14 protein-coding genes are annotated in these 17,573 nt (G+C 72.0%); 7 read left to right on the forward strand and 7 right to left on the reverse strand.

Going from position 1 to position 17,573, the window contains the following annotated elements; genetic code table 11:
* Positions 1-10: 10 nt before the first annotated feature.
* Together MWU57_RS07110 and MWU57_RS07115 are read right to left on the reverse strand one after the other, a co-directional pair.
* Positions 11-1,324: an alkaline phosphatase family protein gene (locus MWU57_RS07110; RefSeq protein ID WP_246908326.1), complete on the reverse strand. Its 1,314-nt coding sequence runs from the start codon at positions 1,322-1,324 to the stop codon at positions 11-13.
* A 124-nt stretch (positions 1,325-1,448) separates the two neighbouring features.
* Positions 1,449-2,498 (reverse strand): Lrp/AsnC family transcriptional regulator, encoded by a 1,050-nt coding sequence (locus tag MWU57_RS07115; RefSeq protein ID WP_246908329.1) that lies wholly within the window; start codon positions 2,496-2,498, stop codon positions 1,449-1,451.
* A 188-nt stretch (positions 2,499-2,686) separates the two neighbouring features.
* Here MWU57_RS07115 and MWU57_RS07120 point away from each other — a divergent pair, with 188 nt between their 5' ends.
* The 5 genes from MWU57_RS07120 to MWU57_RS07140 are packed head-to-tail and all read left to right on the forward strand — an operon-like array spanning position 2,687 to position 9,471.
* Positions 2,687-4,081, forward strand: a complete 1,395-nt coding sequence (locus MWU57_RS07120; protein ID WP_246908333.1) for an ABC transporter substrate-binding protein — start codon at positions 2,687-2,689, stop codon at positions 4,079-4,081.
* A 5-nt stretch (positions 4,082-4,086) separates the two neighbouring features.
* Entirely contained in the window at positions 4,087-5,043 is a 957-nt protein-coding gene (locus MWU57_RS07125) for a carbohydrate ABC transporter permease (protein WP_106265079.1), read from the forward strand.
* Positions 5,040-5,903, forward strand: coding sequence for a carbohydrate ABC transporter permease (locus MWU57_RS07130; RefSeq protein ID WP_246908336.1), 864 nt, complete (start codon positions 5,040-5,042; stop codon positions 5,901-5,903). Before MWU57_RS07125 ends, MWU57_RS07130 begins: the two co-directional genes overlap by 4 nt.
* Positions 5,900-7,273: a Gfo/Idh/MocA family protein gene (locus MWU57_RS07135; RefSeq protein ID WP_246908339.1), complete on the forward strand. Its 1,374-nt coding sequence runs from the start codon at positions 5,900-5,902 to the stop codon at positions 7,271-7,273. The genes MWU57_RS07130 and MWU57_RS07135 overlap by 4 nt, the downstream gene beginning before the upstream one ends.
* Positions 7,270-9,471: an alpha-N-acetylglucosaminidase gene (locus MWU57_RS07140; protein WP_246908340.1), complete on the forward strand. Its 2,202-nt coding sequence runs from the start codon at positions 7,270-7,272 to the stop codon at positions 9,469-9,471. Before MWU57_RS07135 ends, MWU57_RS07140 begins: the two co-directional genes overlap by 4 nt.
* Before the next feature lie 19 nt (positions 9,472-9,490).
* On the opposite strand, the gene MWU57_RS07145 is transcribed toward MWU57_RS07140, so the two are convergent.
* Together MWU57_RS07145 and MWU57_RS07150 are read right to left on the reverse strand one after the other, a co-directional pair.
* Positions 9,491-10,750 carry an NAD(P)/FAD-dependent oxidoreductase gene (locus MWU57_RS07145; RefSeq protein WP_246908342.1) on the reverse strand — a complete coding sequence of 420 codons (1,260 nt, stop codon included), beginning with the start codon at positions 10,748-10,750 and terminating at the stop codon, positions 9,491-9,493.
* A 9-nt stretch (positions 10,751-10,759) separates the two neighbouring features.
* Positions 10,760-11,560 carry an SDR family NAD(P)-dependent oxidoreductase gene (locus MWU57_RS07150; protein WP_246908344.1) on the reverse strand — a complete coding sequence of 267 codons (801 nt, stop codon included), beginning with the start codon at positions 11,558-11,560 and terminating at the stop codon, positions 10,760-10,762.
* Positions 11,561-11,699: 139 nt separating this feature from the next.
* On the opposite strand from MWU57_RS07150, the gene MWU57_RS07155 reads away from it, so the two are divergent.
* Positions 11,700-12,848: an RDD family protein gene (locus MWU57_RS07155; protein WP_246908346.1), complete on the forward strand. Its 1,149-nt coding sequence runs from the start codon at positions 11,700-11,702 to the stop codon at positions 12,846-12,848.
* Positions 12,849-12,858: 10 nt separating this feature from the next.
* On the opposite strand, the gene MWU57_RS07160 is transcribed toward MWU57_RS07155, so the two are convergent.
* Together MWU57_RS07160 and MWU57_RS07165 are read right to left on the reverse strand one after the other, a co-directional pair.
* Positions 12,859-13,554 carry a phosphatase PAP2 family protein gene (locus MWU57_RS07160; RefSeq protein ID WP_246908348.1) on the reverse strand — a complete coding sequence of 232 codons (696 nt, stop codon included), beginning with the start codon at positions 13,552-13,554 and terminating at the stop codon, positions 12,859-12,861.
* Complete coding sequence (locus MWU57_RS07165) at positions 13,551-14,234, reverse strand: phosphatase PAP2 family protein (protein ID WP_246908350.1); 684 nt, start codon at positions 14,232-14,234, stop codon at positions 13,551-13,553. The genes MWU57_RS07160 and MWU57_RS07165 overlap by 4 nt, the downstream gene beginning before the upstream one ends.
* Before the next feature lie 162 nt (positions 14,235-14,396).
* On the opposite strand from MWU57_RS07165, the gene MWU57_RS07170 reads away from it, so the two are divergent.
* The gene (locus MWU57_RS07170) at positions 14,397-15,569 is read left to right on the forward strand and encodes a ThuA domain-containing protein (protein ID WP_246908353.1); all 1,173 of its coding nucleotides are present in this window, start codon (positions 14,397-14,399) and stop codon (positions 15,567-15,569) included.
* 123 nt (positions 15,570-15,692) lie between these two features.
* Here the strand turns inward: MWU57_RS07170 and MWU57_RS18370 are convergent, their stop codons facing one another.
* Positions 15,693-17,315, reverse strand: a complete 1,623-nt coding sequence (locus MWU57_RS18370) for an Ig-like domain-containing protein (protein WP_246908355.1) — start codon at positions 17,313-17,315, stop codon at positions 15,693-15,695.
* Between the last annotated feature and the right edge of the window lie 258 nt (positions 17,316-17,573).

Raw genomic sequence — 17,573 nt, forward strand, 5'->3', positions numbered from 1 at the left:
TTCGCCTCGCCTATTCCGGCACGCGCACGGACTCGGTCAGCACCCGTCCCTGCGTACCCGACGGCGGGTCGATGCCGAGCAGCGCGGCGATCGTCGGGGCGACGTCGACGTGCCGGGCGTCCGAGGGCGGCCGGTTCGGCAGCACGCCGGCGCCCGCGAGCGCAAAGGCGACGTCGAGCTCCGTCGACGCACCGTGGCGCCCGACCGGCTGGGACGGCGTCGCCCCGAACGACCAGCCGGGCTGCGGCTCGACGACGAGCTCACCGTAGTTCGGGCTCATCCGCAGCTCTGCCTGGTCGGCCTCGTCGTAGACGGCGCGGACCTGCGGGAGCTCCTCCAGCGCGGAACGGATCGCCTCGACCGCACCGGCGTCACCGGTGGCATCACCCACCAGGTGCAGGCTCGCGACGCCACCGACGACGATCGCGACGTCCGTGCCGGCAGCCGGCGAGCTGCCCGGCGACAGGATCTGGGCGTCGTAGCCCGTGTCGGCGATCGCGGCGAGAGCCTCGTCCCCGAACCCTTGGTCGAACGTGGTCATGCCGTGGTCGCCCGTCATGATGAACGTCGTGCGACCGTAGATCCCGGCCTCCTTGGTGGCGTCCACGACGCGCCCGACCTGCTCGTCGAGCATCATCAGGGCCTCGGGGATCGCCGGGTTCTCCGCACCGCCGGCGTGGCCGAGTGCATCCAGGGTGTCGCAGTACACGGCGAGGAGCTCCGGTGTCCCGCTCGCCGTCACCATCTGGCCGCCACTGTTCACCGGCTCGCCCCGAAGGACGTCGACGGCGTCGTCGACCCGGCGCGAGCAGTCGCCGCCGGGCTGCGTGTAGAGACCGTCCGGGTCGCCGTACGCGGTGCCGTAGTTCTGCAGGATGTACCACTGCGAAGAGAAGACGGTGCCGCCCTGGTCACGGATCGTCTGCGCGATGGTCGGCACGGCGAGGTCGCGCTGCTGGCCCCGCGCGGTGTTCGTCTCCGGGTCGAACCAGTAGGCCGTGTTGAGGTGCCGCTCCGGCCAGGCGCCGGTGGCCACAGACGACCACGACGGGTTGGTGATGGTGGTCATGACGCCGGTGCTGGTCGTCAGGCTGCCGCGGCGCACGAGTCGGTCCAGGTGCGGGGTGGGCAGCTCGTCGACGATCTCGAGGTAGTCGGCGTCGAAGCCGTCGAAGGCCAGCAGGACCACATGGTCCGCGGGTGCTCGCTCGGCGGCGGGAGACGGTGCCGCGGCGGTCGGCGCCACGAGGCCCAGGGTCGCCGCGACGGCTCCCGCGAGCGTCGTCGCGACGGCCACGGCACGTGGCCGGGTTCCGAGGTTCATCAGCGTTGCTCCTCATCGTCAGGTGCAGGGACGCGGCCCGGTGACCGGGCCGGCACTCGGCATCGTCGCCGGGCGTGCCGGACGTGCACCGGGGTCTGCAAGAAAGCGACAACCAGGAGTGCGATCAGACGGAGAGCGCGATCGATCCGTCGGGCCGGGGAACGGACGGACGACCCCGCGACTCGGTCCGGGTCGCGTCGGGCGGCTCCGTGACCGTACGTCCTGCCCGCTTCAGGCTGCGCAGCGCCACCGCCACGTCGGCGAGCTGCAGGCCCGGCAGGTTCCCGACCGTCTCCGAGATGAACGTGTAGAGCCCTGCGTCCGACTCGAGCGCCACCTCGCCGCACAGGTTCCGGTCGCCGGTGGTGGCAGCGATCATCAGCACCGACGGGTGAGCTGCCAGGAGCTCACCGGCGCGGCTGAGGTGCGTCGGGTTGACGTTCAGGGAGATGAAGGCATCGACGGGGAGGTCGACCGCTTCGGGCTCGACCACGGTGCGCATGCGGAGCGCCCCGGACTGCATCATCGCCTCCGTCCGGCGACGCACGGTGATCGGCGAGACGCCGCACTGCTGCCCGAGCCGCTGCCACGTCGCACGCCCGTCCTCGGTCAGCAGCGCCGCGATCTGGTGGTCGAGGTGGTCGAGCACCGCCGCGGTGGCGGGCACGCGGTCGTTCCACCAGTCGATCCTGCAGGCGCGAAGTCGCTCCACGGCGTCGGCAGGCAGCAGCTGCGGCATCCAGCGGTGCGGGGTCGAGAACCGCCGGATGACCTGGTTGCTCCAGACGGCCAGGACGTCGTCCAGCGCTGGGAGGCGGTCACGGGTGATCGCCAGCAGATGGGCCGGGGACGTGTAGCGGACCTCGGCGATGCAGTCGACGCTGCCGGTGAGCACCTTGACCGACCCGCACTCGGGCCACTCGGCCAGCCGTTCGGCGGTCCGGCTGCCCTGTCCGGGGCGGCACCGGAGCCGGACGAAGACGGACCGGGACCGCCGGGTGGCCTCGGCGTCGAGGCTCGCGGTGACGCGCACGGTACCCGCCGCGGTCAGGGCAGCCACCCGCCGTGACGCCGTCGCCTCCGAGGTGAAGACTGCCTGGGCGATCTGCGAGATCGAGGCGCGAGGGTGGGCCAGCAGTGCGCCGACGATCCGGCGTTCCAGGGCGTCGTCCACGACAGCCTTCCCGCTCGCGCGGCGAGCACGTTCCGATTCGTTCATCTTCGGTTCATCAGCGATCGTTCCTTGCAGCCCGCGGGCGAGATCGTGCGTCAATCTCGCGCCGTCGACCATCGTGACGATACGCGAGCCCGTCCGCCGGAGACAGGGCCGGTGGTGACGACGCACCTCGAGGAGTGAGACGGATGACATCAAGGTTCTGGCCGCGGTGGGCGGCCACGGTGGCGGCGGTCGCAGCGGTCGGCGTGGCAGCCGGTTGCTCCGGCAGCGGCGACGGTGACGGCGGCGAGGGGGCGAGCGGTGACGACCAGACCGTGACCTTCTGGACACCGCAGACGACACCGGAACGGCTCGCGGCTCAGGAGAAGATCGCCGAGGCCTTCACGGCGGAGAGCGGCATCGAGGTCGAGGTCGTGCCGATGGCCGGCGCCGACCAGGACCAGGCGCTCGCCACGGGAGCCGCCTCGGGCGACGTGCCCGACGTCATCCTGCACGCGTCGACGCAGACCAGCGCCTGGAACTCCCAGGGCCTGCTCGACGTCGAGGCCTCCAGCGCCGCGGTCGACTCGCTCGGAGCCGACACGTTCAACCAGCACGCTCTCGAGGCCGTGACGGTCGACGGATCCACGGCCGCTGTCCCCAGCGACGGATGGATCCACGTCGTGGCATACCGCGCAGACCTGCTCGAGGAGGCCGGTGTCGACGTCCCCACGAGCGTCGACGAGCTCGCCGCCGCAGCGACGACCGTCAAGGAAGAGCTCGGCATCACCGGGATGGCCCTCGGCACCCAGGCCGGGACCGCCTCCGCGACCGAGGGGATCCAGTCGATCTTCCAGAGCTCGGGCTGCGAGCTCGTCACCGAGGGCGACGTCACGATCGACTCCCCGGAGTGTGCCCGAGCGGCCGAGAACTTCCTCGAGCTGCGGAACTCCTCGACCGCGGGCGACTTCGACGTGCTGAGCGCCCGGGCCGCCTACATGAACGGCGATGCGGCCATGCTGCTGTTCTCCACCCACATCCTCGACGAGCTCGCGGGACTCGACGAGGCGACCCCCGCGACGTGCGCCGAGTGCTCCGACGACCCGGCCTTCCTCGCCGAGAACACCGAGTTCGTCACCGTCCTCGACGAGACGAACCCCGCGCAGTACGGCGCGATCCTCAGCTACGGCGTCCCCACCGGCGCGAACACCGAGGCCGCCCAGCAGTACATCGAGTACGTGCTCGGCGAGGGGTACGTCGACACCCTCGGGGTCGCGACGGAAGGCCGGATCCCGCTGCGCAACGGGACGCCGGAGAACCCGACCGAGTTCATCGACGCCTGGGGAGAGCTCGGCATCGGACCGGGCCAGGAACGGACCAGCGTCGAGCTCTACGGCGAGGAGTTCGTGGACGACATGTCCGCAGGCATCAACGCCGTCTACCTCTGGGGAATGGGGACCGACGACGCTGCGCTAGCGGGCCTCGTGTCCAGCCAGGGCGTCCTCGCGAACCAGATCGAGCCGCTGTACTCCGGTGCCGACCCCGAGGAGGTCACGGCTGCCATGGAGCAGGCGGTGAGCGAGGTCCAGGCCGGTCTGTGAGCACCATGACCACGGACACCTCGCGCCGGGGGCTCGCGGGTCGTGCGCGCCCCCGGCGCGAGAACCGCAACGGCCTGCTGATGTCCGCGCCGACGCTCGCCGTCGTGCTGTTCGCCTCGATCCTGCCGTTCGCCCTCGTCTTCGTCTTCGCGTTCAGCGAGGTCCGGCTCGTCGACATCCCGTACCTGTTCACCGAGCCGATCGACTGGTCGTTCGACAACTTTCGACGGGCGCTCAGTAATCCGGCTTTCTGGCAGGCGTTGAGCACCACGCTGCTCTACGCCACGCTGACGATGTTCGGCTCCGTCGGCGCCGGGCTCGCCGTCGCGCTGGCGATGCGTCGCCCCTTCCGGGGCCGCGGCGTCGTGCGTGCGCTGCTGCTCGTGCCTTATGTGCTGCCCATCGTCGCCGCGGCGACGATCTGGCGCACGATGCTCAACCCGCAGTACGGGATCGTGAACGTCTTCGGCCGGGAGCACCTCGGATGGGAGTCGTCCGTCGGCTTTCTGAACACGACCAGCACCGAGGTCTGGGGCGTCTCCGTCCCGCTCACCCTGCTCGTCGTCGTCCTGTTCGAGATCTGGACCTCGGCGCCGCTGTCCTTCCTGTTCATCACTGCGCGGTTGCAGTCCGTGCCGCCCGACATCGAGGAGGCCGCGGCACTCGACGGCGCGAACGGTCGCCAGATCCTCGGACGTATCGTCATGCCCCAGCTCCGCGGCGTGATCCTGCTCCTCTGCCTGCTGCGGTTCATCTGGACGTTCCAGAGCTTCAGCGAGATCTACCTGCTCACCGAGGGAGCGGGGGGTACCCAGGTGATGGCGCTGAAGGTCTACACCGAGCTCGTGACACGAGCCGACATCGGCAGCGCCGCCTCGTACGGGCTACTCATGTCCGTCGTCCTGGTCGTGCTGCTGAGCGCCTACGTCCTGCTCTCCCGACGAAAGGTGGACGTCGAGTGACACGCTCAGCGACCCGCCCCCGCCGTGCCACGGAGGCCGGCCGGTTCGCCCTCATCGCCCTCGCCCTGTTCCTCGCACTCGCGCCGGTGGCCTACGGGTTCCTGCTCTCGCTGCGGCCCTACTCCGCGGTGGTCCAAGCTCCCCTGGACCTGATCCCGTCCTTCGACCAGATCGACCTGACGGGCTACACGACGGCGTTGCTCGATCCGGACCAGGGCGGGTTCGGACTGGGCCGCTTCGTCCTCAACTCGCTGGTCGTCGCGATCAGCACGGTCGCCCTGTCGGTCGTGGTCAGCATCCTGGGCGCCTACGCCGCAGCGCGCCTTCGATTCTGGGGCCGGGGCGCAGTCAGCGGGCTCATCCTGGCCGTCTACCTCTTCCCCGGGATCGTGCTCTCGGTGCCGCTGTTCGTCCTGCTCGCGCGGGCCGGGCTCACCGGGTCGCTGCTCGGACTGTTCCTGGTGTACGTCGCCGCCACGGTGCCGGTGTCGATCTACATGATGCGCAACTACTTCGAGGCGCTCCCGGAGAGCGTCGAAGAGGCGGCCATCATCGACGGGGCCTCCCTGCCGCGCATGCTGCGCTCCGTCGTCCTGCCGATCGCGCTGCCCGGCGTCGTCGCCACCGCCGTCTACGTCTTCATGATCGCGTGGAACGAGTACTTCTACGCCCTGCTGTTCCTCGTGGAGGACCGCAGCCTGTGGACGGCACCGCTCGGCATCTCCCAGCTCGCGGACTTCAACGTGCCGGTGACGGTGCTGTTGTCGGGATCCATCCTGGTGACCCTCCCGGTGATCCTGTTGTTCTTCGTCGCCCAGCGTTACCTCGTCGAGGGCCTCACGACGGGAGCGGACAAGTGATCGCGTCGTCGCGCCCCATGCGCCTCGCCGTCATCGGAGCGGGCGGCCGTGGCCGCGACGCCTACGGACGATGGGCTGTCGACCACCCCGACCGCACCACGCTCGTCGCCGTGGCGGACCCCGATCCGTCACGGCGCCGCGCCCTCGCCACGACCTCCGGCGCCCGGGAGTACGCCGACTGGCGGCCGCTCCTCGCCGACGCGACCGGCCTCGGTCTGGACGGCGTGGTGATCGCCACCCCGGACAACGAGCACGTCGACATCGCTCTCGCCGTCGCGGACGCCGGGCTGCCCTTCCTCCTGGAGAAGCCCGCCGCGCCCAGCCTTTCCGAGCTCGAGCGGCTCGCCCGCCACGTCCGCACCTCCCGGGCGCGCCTGGCGATCGGGCACGTCCTACGGTTCACGCCCTTCTGGAGGACGATCCACCAGATCACGTCCGCCCTGACCCTCGGACCTCTCATGACGGTCGAGGTCCGCGAGAACATCGGCTTCTGGCACTTCGCTCACTCCTACGTGCGTGGCAACTGGCGCAACGCCACCGCTTCCAGCCCGATGGTGCTCGCCAAGACCTCGCACGACCTCGACCTCATCCGGTGGCTCGTCGGCTCGGCCCCCGAGACGATCTACAGCATCGGCGAGCTCGGCTGGTTCCACCGGGGCAACGCCCCGGTCGGCGCTCCGGAACACTGTCTCGACGGCTGCCCGGTCGCCGACAGCTGCCCGTTCTATGCGCCGCGCTACTACGTCGAGGCGCTCGCCGAACAGCACGGCCACCCGGTGCACCTCCTCGGCCCCGACACCTCTGCTACCGGTCGCCTGGAGGCGCTGCGCACCGGGGACTACGGGCGCTGCGTCTATCGCTGCGACAACGACGTGGCCGACCACCAGCAGACGACGATGCTCTTTCCTGGAGGCGTCACGGCTACTCTCACCGCTTCCGCGTTCACCGCCGAGAACACGCGGAACGTGTCGATCAGCGGGCCGCTCGGCCAGCTCAACGGTCACATGGAGTCCGGCGAGATCACCGTGGACCTCTTCTCCCCCGGCGCGACCCTGCCGACCGGCCTGCCCACCCTCACGCAGCACGCCGAGGCGAAGGGCCCGATGGGCCACACGCGACACACCCTGACCGTGGCCAGCAGCGCGACCGACCTGGGCGACCACGCCGGTCATGCCGGCGGCGACGCCGGGCTCATGGCCGCCTTCGTCACGGCGCTGACCGAGGACACCGTCGGGCAGGGCCAGCTCTCGTTCAGCACGGCGCTCGACGCTCACCTCATGGCGTTCGCCGCCGAGGAGTCCCGCCTGCGGGGCCAGCGCGTCGACTTCCCCGCCTGGCTGGCGATCCACGGGACGGACGGTGCGCCGTGACGAGCACCACGACGCCGCGCGGAGCCTCCGAGGAGGCGCCCTGGGCGGACGCCGTGCGCGGCGTGGTCCGCCGCGCGGGAGGCGATGCCTCACGAGTCAGCTTCGTCGAGCAGCACCCCGGGAACGGAGGGGTCGCGGACGCCACGTGGACGACGTCGGGAGGTCGCCTGAGGATCAGCGCTACCGACGCGGTCGCCGCCAGCGTCGGCTACCACCATCACCTGCAGGCCCGTGGCCGCCGCATCACCTGGGAGCATCCGAGCCTCGATCCCCCGCTCGGCCCGGACGACGGGCCATCGAGATCGGCGCACGTCGCGACACCGTTCGGCACCCGCTACTACCTGAACCTCGTCACCCACGCGTACAGCGCGGCGTTCTGGGACTGGCCCCGGTGGGAGCGCGAGATCGACTGGATGGCGCTGCACGGCATCAACCACCCGTACGTCCTGACCGCCCACGAGGTCGTCCTGGCCGAGACGCTGCGACGCAGCGGCATCACCGACGAGGAAGCCTGGACGTGGATCGGCAGCGCTGCCCACCTGCCGTGGACGGCGGCCGGCGGCATGCACTCGTTCGGCGGCCCCCTGCCCGCGAGCTGGCCCGCGAGACGGCTCGATCTCGCACGACGCATCCTGGCGCGCACCCGGGAGCTGGGGATGACGCCCGTCCTGCCGGTAGCCGGCGGCCATGTGCCCGACTCGCTCGCCGGGGACCGCGCCGACGCCATCGAGTGGCAGGGCTGGCGGACACCCGTCCTGGACCCCACCGGCGCCGCGTTCCGGCGGTTTGTCACGACGTTCCTCGAGACGCAGGAGGAACTGCTCGGTGACCTCGGGGACCGTCCGGTGCTCGCCGTCGACCCCTACCTCGAGTCGCTGCCACCGACCGGCGAGGTGGAGACGCTCGCCGCCGCTGGCGCCGCGACGTGGGACACGATCGCCGGTGTGCACCCCGACGCCACCTGGCTGCTCCAGGGCTGGCCCTTCCACTATCACCAGGCCTTCTGGACATCCGAGCGGGTGCAGGCCTACCTGGGTGGCGTGCCGCACGAGAACCTTCTGCTGATCGACCTGTGGGGCGAGCACGCGCCGATGTGGCGCGCTGGGATGCACGGGCGGCGGTGGCTGTGGACGGCGATTCACAACTTCGGGGGGCGCTTCGCGCTGTTCGGCGACCTCCACGGGCTCGTGCGTGACGTCGAGGAGCTGCGGCGGACGCGGCCGGACAGGCTCGAAGGCGTCGGGCTCGCGCCCGAGGCGATCGAGAACAACACCGTCTACTACGAGCTGGCCACCGACTCGGCGTGGGGCGAGGTCGACGTCGAGACCTGGCTCGACCGGTTCGCCGTCCAGCGGTACGGGGTCACCGGCCCGGCAGCCGACGTTGCCCGACACGCATGGCGCCTCCTGGCGCAGACCCTGTACGGCCCCGGCCGGACGCGCTCCATCCCGTCACCGGTGTACGCGCGGCCCTGGAGCGCTGCGGCCCCGTTCGCCGCGCAGCGCGTCGCCGGCGAGGCACTCCCGCCGGGCGGGTCGCAGATGTCCGCGAACATCGACGCCGAGAACGACCCCGCTGTGCTCGGTGACCTGCCGACGGTCTCGGAGAGCGCACGACTGCTGCTCGCGATCGGGAACCGCGCGAGAAGCGACGCCCTCGCGCGAGACGTCGTGGAGCTGGTGGGTCACGTCCTGGCGCAGGGCTCCCGGGCCCACATCCGAGGGATCCTCGAGTGCTACGCGGCGCATGACGCCGCGGGTCTGCGCAGGCATGCGCTCCGACTGGAGCAGGACCTCGCGGACCTCGACACGCTGTGCGCGACCCGGCCGGAGTCACGTGTCTCGACGTGGATCGCTCAGGCACGCCGGTGGGGTGAGACCGTCGCCGAGGCCGACGTCATGGAGCGGGACGCCCGCAGCCTCGTCTCGGTGTGGGGTCACCAGACCAGCGGGCTGCACGACTACTCCGGCCGCCACTGGGCAGGCCTGGTCAAGGGTCTCTACCTCCCGCGGTGGCGGACGTGGTCCGCGTGGCTCGCCGACGCCGTCGACCGGGACGTCGAGCCCGAGGTCGAGGTGCTACGGCAGCGCGTGGTCGCGCTGGAGGAGGACTGGCGCGCAGCTCTCGGCAGCGACGACGTGAACGACGAGCCGCCGCTGGTCGTCGCCACGCGTGTCCTCGACCGGCTGGGTCGCTGACGAAGGCCCCCGCCGCCGCTCAGCCCAGCCGGATCCGCCCCGGCAGCTTGCCGACGTCGACCGGTCCGGCCGCCAGCACCTCGCGCGCCGCGTCGGTGGCGCCGGTGCCCTCCTCGACGCCCCAGAGCAGCACGCCGTGCACCCGCGCCGTGTCCGCGCCGTCGGCCTCTCGCTCCACGTAGTACGCGACCACCTGCTCCAGCGGATCCCCGGCGCCGCCCTGCCGGTCCTCGACGATCTCCAGCGACGAGTCGAGCATGCCGACCGCCTCGTACCGGACGCCGAACAGCACCGAGTAGTAGAAGGGCGTGTGCGTGTAGGGCTCGTCGGCGCCGGCCATGTCCCGGCCGGCGGACCGGCCCGACGACGTCGCGTGGTCCACGTGCTCGACCCGCCGCGTGCCGAGCACCGGGTCCGGGTAGTGCGCGACGTCGCCCGCCGCCCACACCGCGGGGTCGCTCGACCGCAGGTGCGCGTCGACGACGATCCCGCCGTCGTCGACCGCCTCCAGGCCTGCCTCGACGGCGAACCCGGTCTCGAGCGAGATGCCCAGGCCGGCGACGACGACGTCGACCTCGAGCTCGTCGTCGGACGACAGCGTCAGGCGCACCGGCCCGTCGGGGCCGCGCACCTCGCCGCCCGTGGCCTCGGTGCCGCGGACGAGCTCGACGCCGTGCTCGCGGAACAGGCTCTCCACACGCTGGGCGAGGTCTGCCGGGAGCATCGGCCCGAGGAGGGTGTCCTGCGTGAAGACGAGCGTGACGCGCGCGTCGGTCTCGGTGAGCCCGGCCGCGAGCTCGGTGGCGATGTAGCTCCCGCCCACCACGGCGACGTGCGGGCTCCCCTGCGCCGTCAGGCCGCGCAGCGACTCGTAGTCGCGCACGCTGCGGAACGGGATGACGCGGCCCGACCCGTGGGGGTCGTCGACGTCGAGCGAGGCGGGCGTGCCGCTGGTCGCGACGAGGGCCTTGCCGTAGCCGATCTCCTGGCCGGACGCCGTGCGGACCGTGCGCCGCGCGGTGTCGAGTCCCACGACCGTCTCGCCGAGCAGCAGCTCGGCGCCGGTGTCCTCGGCGGTGCCCGTCCAGACCTGCTCGAAGGAGAAGTCGGGGTCCGTCCACAGCTTCTTGGACAGCGCGGGGCGGGTGACGGGCTCGGTCGGCTCCCGGCCGACGATCCCGATGGTGCCCTCGGCGTCGATCTCGCGGATGCCGCGCGCCGCGGCGTCGGACGCCATGCCGCCGCCGAGCAGCAGGTAGTCGTAGTGGTCCCTCGTCATGTGGCCTCCTCAGATCGTGGCGACGGAGCCGCCGTCGACCCGGTAGTTCGACCCGACGACGTAGCTCGCGCGGGACGAGCAGAGCAGCGCGACCACCGCGGCGACCTCCTCGGGCCTCCCCCGGTGGTCCCGCTCGATGAAGGGCCGCTCCTCGGCCAGGAAGCTGCGGATCGCCTCGTCCCGGTCGACGCCGAGCTCGGCGGCGCGGGCGTCCATCATCTCGTCAGTCATGGGCGTCTCGACGAAGGCGGGCGAGACGGCGTTCACCAGGACGCCCTCGCGGCCGTACGTCTTGGACAGGCCCTTGGTGAGGTTGAGGATCGCCGCCTTCGAGGCGCTGTACGGCAGCTCGTCGACGTAGGGCTGCACGCCGTCCTCGGACGAGACCAGCACGATGCGGCCCCACCCGGCCGCGCGCATCCCCGGCAGCAGCGCCCGCACGGTCCGCACGGCGGCGAGCAGGTCGACCTGCAGCGTCTCGAGCCAGCCGTCGTCGTCGATCTCGTGGAACAGCCCCTGCGCCCCGTGGATCCCGGCCGAGTGCACCAGGATGCCCGCCGGGCCGAACGCCTCCTCCGTGGCGCGCACCAGCGCCGCGACGTCGTCGGGCCGGGCGAGGTCCGCGCCGACGGCCGCCCACCTCTCCTGCGGCACGCCCAACGACTCCGCGGCCGCGCGGACCCGGTCCGTGTCGACGTCGGTCAGGACGACGCGCGCCCCCTCGCGCAGCAGCTCGTGGGCGGTCGCGAGACCGATGCCGGAGTCCGCTCCGGTGACGACCGCGACGCGGCCTTCGATGCCCAGGTCCACAGGTGCTCCCCTCGTTCGCGCGACAGGTTCGACGCGGCTGTCATCGTGCCCAGGGACCGCGTGGGCTCGCACGGGCAACCGGCGCCGGTGCCACAGACACGCCCGTGACCTGGGCGCACGCCTGTGGGAGCCTCCTCCCATGACGACGACGGTCCCGACGCACGCACGCTCCCCGCGGCCGCGACGTCGGCCACGGCAGGTGCCTCCGCGCCGTCGGCCGCCGCTGGGACCCGAGCCCCTCGTGGACGGCCACGAGAAGGCCGGCTGGCTGCTGCGCGTGCTGGCCGTGCTCCTGGACTCGGCCGTCGTCGCGTCCATCGCGTGGCTCGCCACGAGCGACGCCCCGACGTACGCCGCGCTGCCGCTGCTGCACCGCGGGGAGCAACCGCAGCTCGGCTCCGACGCCGTCGCATGGACCCTGGGCTCGCTCCTCGGCCTCGGCATCCTGCAGGCGTACACCGGGATGACGCCCGGCAAGCGCGTGTGCGGCATCAGCGTGGTCGACGCCGGCTCGGGCCGCCCGATCGGCCTGCTCGGCACCGTGCTGCGCTGGCTCGCCCACTTCCTCGACGCGTTCCTCCTGCTCGGCTACCTGCGCGCCACGTGGCACCCGCAGGGCCGCACCTATGCGGACTCGCTGCTCGGGACCGTCGTCGTGGCCACCACCCGGCCGCGACCTCACCGCTGGGTGGCGTGGCTGCGCCGGCACCGCGACGCCCGCGCGCCGTGGCTGCGCTGGCCCCGGATCGTCACCAGCGTGGTCGCCCTGGTCGTGTGTGCCGCGGCGGCGGCCATGAGCCTGGTGCAGGGCAGCGGCGGGTCCTGGTACTCCTCGTCCGACATGAGCTCCTGCACCAGCACCGGTCCGTTCGTCGCCACGGCCACGATCGGCAGCGCCGCGGCGGTCACGTCGGAATCCAGGCTCGGGATCGAGCGACGCGTCGTCGAGTCGTGGGAGGTGGCGGTCGTCTGGTCGGCCGCGCTCGGGGTCGACGACGGCGGGAACCCTCCGCTCGACGCCCCGTACGCCGCGCTGGAGGTCCGCGCACCCGACGGGAGCTTCTACTCCGCGGAGGGCGGGCCGATGCCGGACGACGAGCCGGGCGCCGACGTGGACACCAGCGTGTGGTGGAGCGTCCCCGAGCCGATCGCCTCGGCGCGCGTCGAGGCGCCCCAAGACCTCTCGGGCGCGACCGCGACCGCCGTCCTGCTGGACGACGGCGGGACGCTCCTCGCCCGATGCACCGTGCCGGTCCCTGCGATCGAGCACGAGGAACCGGCGCCGTGACCCGGCGGCGCTACGGGCGTCCGGGCGCGGAGCGTCGCAGGTAGCCCCACGCGAGGACCACGCAGACCGCGCCGTTGACCAGACCCAGGGCGACGTCGGCCGGCCCGTGCATCCCGCGATACATCCGGGAGATCCCGACCAGCAGCGGCACGAGCACGCACAGGGCGGTCACCACGACGCGCAGCACGGGATGGCGGATGCGCTGGGCCAGCAGCGCCAGGGTGAGCCACAACGCGGTCGAGGCACCCGTGTGGCCGCTCGGGAAGCTCGACGTCGGTGGCGCGTCGTCGAGGTGCGGGACGTCCGGACGCTCCCGCCCGACGACGGCGGACGCGGTCACGAACACCAGCGACTGCAGCGCGACCGCGAGCGCCGGCACCAGCGCGAACCACCACTGGCGCGTGCGCCACCACAGGACCGCGACGGTGAGCACGGTGACGCCGATGACGACCTGCGTCGCCCCGAGGTGCCCGACCCACTCCGAGACGGTGTTGAGCACCGGGGTCCGGCGGTCGGCGAACCACGTCTCGACGGGGTCCCCGGCCGGCAGGTCGCCGAGCGGTCCGACGACGAGGAGGCCGAGACCCACCAGGAGGCACCACCAGGCGGCAGCCGGCGCGAAGGCCCGGACGGCGAGGTCGCGCGCCACCGCCGTGCCGTCGGGTCGGCTCGGGTCGAGCTCGTAGCGGTGGACGAACGTGGTCATCGGACCTCCGGCTCGGGGATGCGGGCAGTGCTGGTCCAGCCCACGTAGCCGAGGTACGAGGCGCCGGCGAACGTCGCACCCAGCAACGCTCCGGCGACCACGTCCGAGGGGAAGTGCACGCCGAGCATCACGCGGTGCGCGGCGGTGACGAGGGCCAGCGTAGCGGCGACCGCCGGGACGGCGACGCGCGCCCGCGGTCCGAGCAGCGGCCACACGAGCAACGTCAGCGTCACCGCGCCGGTCGCCGCCGCCATGGCGTGGCCCGACGGGAAGCTGAAGCCCGGCGCCGCGGTGATCGCGTCGTCGACCTGCGGCCGGAGGCGGCCCACCGCCTCCTTCGCGAGCACCGACAGGCCCCACGAGGCGACGAGCGTGCCGAAGGCCCACAGCGCGCGGCCGCCCAGGCCGCGGCGGCGCCACACCCACAGGCAGAGCAGACCCCCGGCGAGCACCACCCAGCGCGGCTGGGTGACCTCCTGCCAGACGACCAGGCCGGTCTGCAGCGCGGGGAGGTCGCGCGTGGCCTCGAGGGCCGCGGCGACGGTGGCCTGGTCGGCGTCGAGCACGGCCGGCGCCTCGGCGCGGACGAGCCAGGCGAGCACCAGCACCGGGAGGAAGCCGGCCAGGCCGAACGCTCCGGCGCGGACCAGGGCACGGGTGCGGTCAGAGGATCGGGGCATCAGCGGACGGTAGCCCGGGTCGTGACCGAGCGCAGCCGGGACATGCGCCCGGCAGGCTTTTGTCGCAGGCCAGCAGACTTTTGCTCTCAGGTGGTGACATCTACCGCTCCCGGGGTTAAGTTGAACCGGTCAACGAATGTGCCGCATGCGCAAAGGAGCGTCATGAGCAAGCGAACCTCCGCCACCCGCTGTGCCGTCGCCGGTACGGCCACCGCCACCCTCACCCTCACGCTGGGCCTGGCTGCCGCCGGGTCGGCCACCGCCGCACCGGGCGCCACCGCCGGCGAGGAGCTCGACGAGATCCTCGTGGTCGGCAAGACCCTGGGATTCCGCCACTCCCACATCGACGACACCACCCACGCCCTGATCGACCTCGGTACCGAGCACGGCTTCGACGTGGACGTCTGGGACCCGCCCAACAGCTCCGGCGGCTGGTGGGGCCCCGGCTCCCCCGGCCAGCCCGACCTCACGATGGACTCCACGCCGTTCACGTCGGCGCAGGGCCTGGCGCAGTACGACTCGATCGTGTTCGTCTCCCCGGTGGACAACACCAACAACCTCGACCCCGACCAGCCGCGGCTGCTCGACGACGCCGAGCTCGCCGCGCTGCAGGGCTACGTGCACGACGGCGGCGGCGTCGTCGGCATCCACGCGGCCACCGACACGATGCACACCTCGAGCTGGTTCACGCAGCTGATCGGCGGCGGGGCGCGGTTCGCCGGCCACCCGCAGCAGCAGACCGCCACCATGCGGGTCGAGAGCCCGGCGCACCCCTCCATGGAGGGCGTCCCGCTCGAGTGGGAGCGCTGGGACGAGTGGTACAACTACACGCTCAACCCGCGCGGCGACGTGCACGTGCTGATGACCCTCGACGAGTCGACCTACCAGGGCGGCACGATGGGCGAGGACCACCCGATCGCCTGGTGCCAGAACTTCGAGGGCGGACGCTCCTGGCACCAGGGCGCCGGGCACGTCGAGGAGTCCTGGGCCGACCCGACCTTCCTCGGCTCCGTGCTCCGCGGCATCCAGTGGACCGCGGGCACGGTCTCCGGTGGCGGCGACTGCGTCACGTGGTCCGAGGTCGACACGCTCGTCGAGGAGCTGCCGAGCGACACCGCCCGTGACCGTGTCGCCGTCAACCAGCTCGAGCGACGCCTGGACAACGCCCAGGAGGCCGCCGACGCCGGCGACGCCTCGAAGGCCGTCCGGATCCTGCGCCCGACGGCGGCGCTCGCCGGCGCGCTGGTCCGCGACGACGCCGCCGCCGACGCACTCCAGGCCAAGGTCACCGACCTGATCGAGTGGCAGCAGGGCCTGGCCGACGCCGGTCTCTGACCCAGCCGCGGCAGCTGCGGCGAGAGGCCCCTCCCCGACGGGATGCCGTCCGGGGAGGGGCCTCTCGTTGCGGTGTCGGGGGCCTGCTGCCCACGCGCGGGCATGCTGCCCGGAGGAATCAGCTCAGCGGACCCACACGTACAGATTGTTCTTGACCGCCCGCTTCGTCTTCGACGACCCCGTGTAGACGACCTTGATCGTGTGGTGGCCGTCGCTGAGCCCGGGCAGCTTCACCGTGCGGGAGCCGTCGTGCCTCTTCTTCAGCCGGACCTTCTTGACCGTCTTGCCGTCGGCCTTGATCTTGATCTTGCCCGTCGGGACGACGTCCGACGGCGACTTCACACGGACCTTCACCTTGGCTCGCTGCGGATCGTTCACCGTCTTGTCGACCATCTTGGCCCGGACCTTCGTCTCGGCCTTGCGCACCCGAACCGTCTCGTAGCTCGTCGACGAGGCGTACCGGCTGTCGCCCGAGTAGACGACGCGCAGCGTCGTCCTGCCCACGGGCAGCCGGTGACCGTCGATGCGCACCGTGGTCTGGCCCTCACGCCGGATCTTCTCGCTGCCCACCTTGGTACGGCCCCGATAGACCGTCACGGTGCCGGTGGCGAAGTGGCCGTCGTTGCCGGACCAGGAGGTCTCGGCGCCCGTCCGGACGAGGAGCCGGTGATCGATCCCCCAGCGCATCTGCCGCTTCTCCCTGGCCCACATGTCGCTCTCGACCTTGGCGACGCGCAGCACGACCTCGGCGCTGGTGTCCTCGACGGTCGGCGAGCCGGTGAGCCGGACGTGGAGCCGGTGGTTCCCCGGCGGGAGCACGTCCGACTCGATCACGAAGACTTCGGTGCGGTTGTGCTCCTCGTCCGGCCGGATGCGCGCGAGGCGGCGGTCGCCGGCGTAGAGAGCCAAGGTCCCTGCGACGCGGTCCACGTCCGGGACGTCGACGGCCACCTTCCACCAGGTGTCGTGCGGGTCGACGGATCCGCCGACGACCCAGGCGTCCAGGTCGCGCTCGGCCTTCAGGATCGGGACCGTCAGCTCCGCCCGCGACCGCTGCAGGCCGCCATACGGCACGAAGACGACCTCGAACGACTCGCTGCCTGGCACGACGTCGAGCAGATGAAGCCTGGCCCGCCCTCCGGCGCCGACCCGCTCCTGGTCGACGAACTCGCCGGTGTCGAGCGACCACAGCTCCACCACGCCACTCGGCAGGTGTTCACCCCGAACGTCCACCTGGACGTCGACCGCTCCTCGGTCGCCGTAGTGGAGCTGCTCAGGAGCGTCGACGACGGTGGTCGTCGTGGCCACGGTGCCCTCCGACACCTCCACCGTGCCGGTCCACTCCGACCCCGCGTACCCGGCCGCCGGGAAATATCGCACCGTGACGGGGTAGGTGCCTGCCGCGGAGAACTCGGCATGGATCGGGAGACGGCCGGAAGCCCAGGTGCTCGAGCCGGAGTAGTCGATCCCGTTCACCTCGGCCAGGAGCCCACCGTCATGGACCAGCTCTCCGTCGGGCGTGGTCACCCGCACGTCGAGATGCCGCGCACCGGCCGGCCACCACGTCTCGTCCTGGCTCACGCTCACCGTGGTGGCGATCAGATCGTCCGCGGTCGCAGCGCGCGCCCCCGGCACGACGGCCACCACGCCGGCCAGGGTGAACGCCAGCACTGCGGCAAGGAGCCGCATCACCGCGTGCCGGTGGTCCGGGAGGGGCATGGTCCGTACCGCGGCACTGCTGGTCACCGAGCATCTCCTTGGGCGTCGTCGCTGCCAGGGACCCTAGCGCATCACGTCACGGGATAACCAAAGCTCGGCAAAAGGCGCTCCGCACTCCGCTCCGCACCGTGCGACAGGGCCCGGTTCGCGTGGTGCGCGAATCGGGCCCTACGACGCCGTGCAGGAGATCCTCAGGCGGGGACGATGAGTCCGGTGGTCTGGGTGCGGGCGCGGTCGAGGCGGGCGGCGACGTCGCGCCAGTTGGCGATGTTCCAGAACGCCTTG

Origin of the sequence: Isoptericola sp. S6320L (genome assembly GCF_023015685.1) — a bacterium.
GTDB classification, from domain to species: domain Bacteria; phylum Actinomycetota; class Actinomycetes; order Actinomycetales; family Cellulomonadaceae; genus Isoptericola; species Isoptericola halotolerans_A.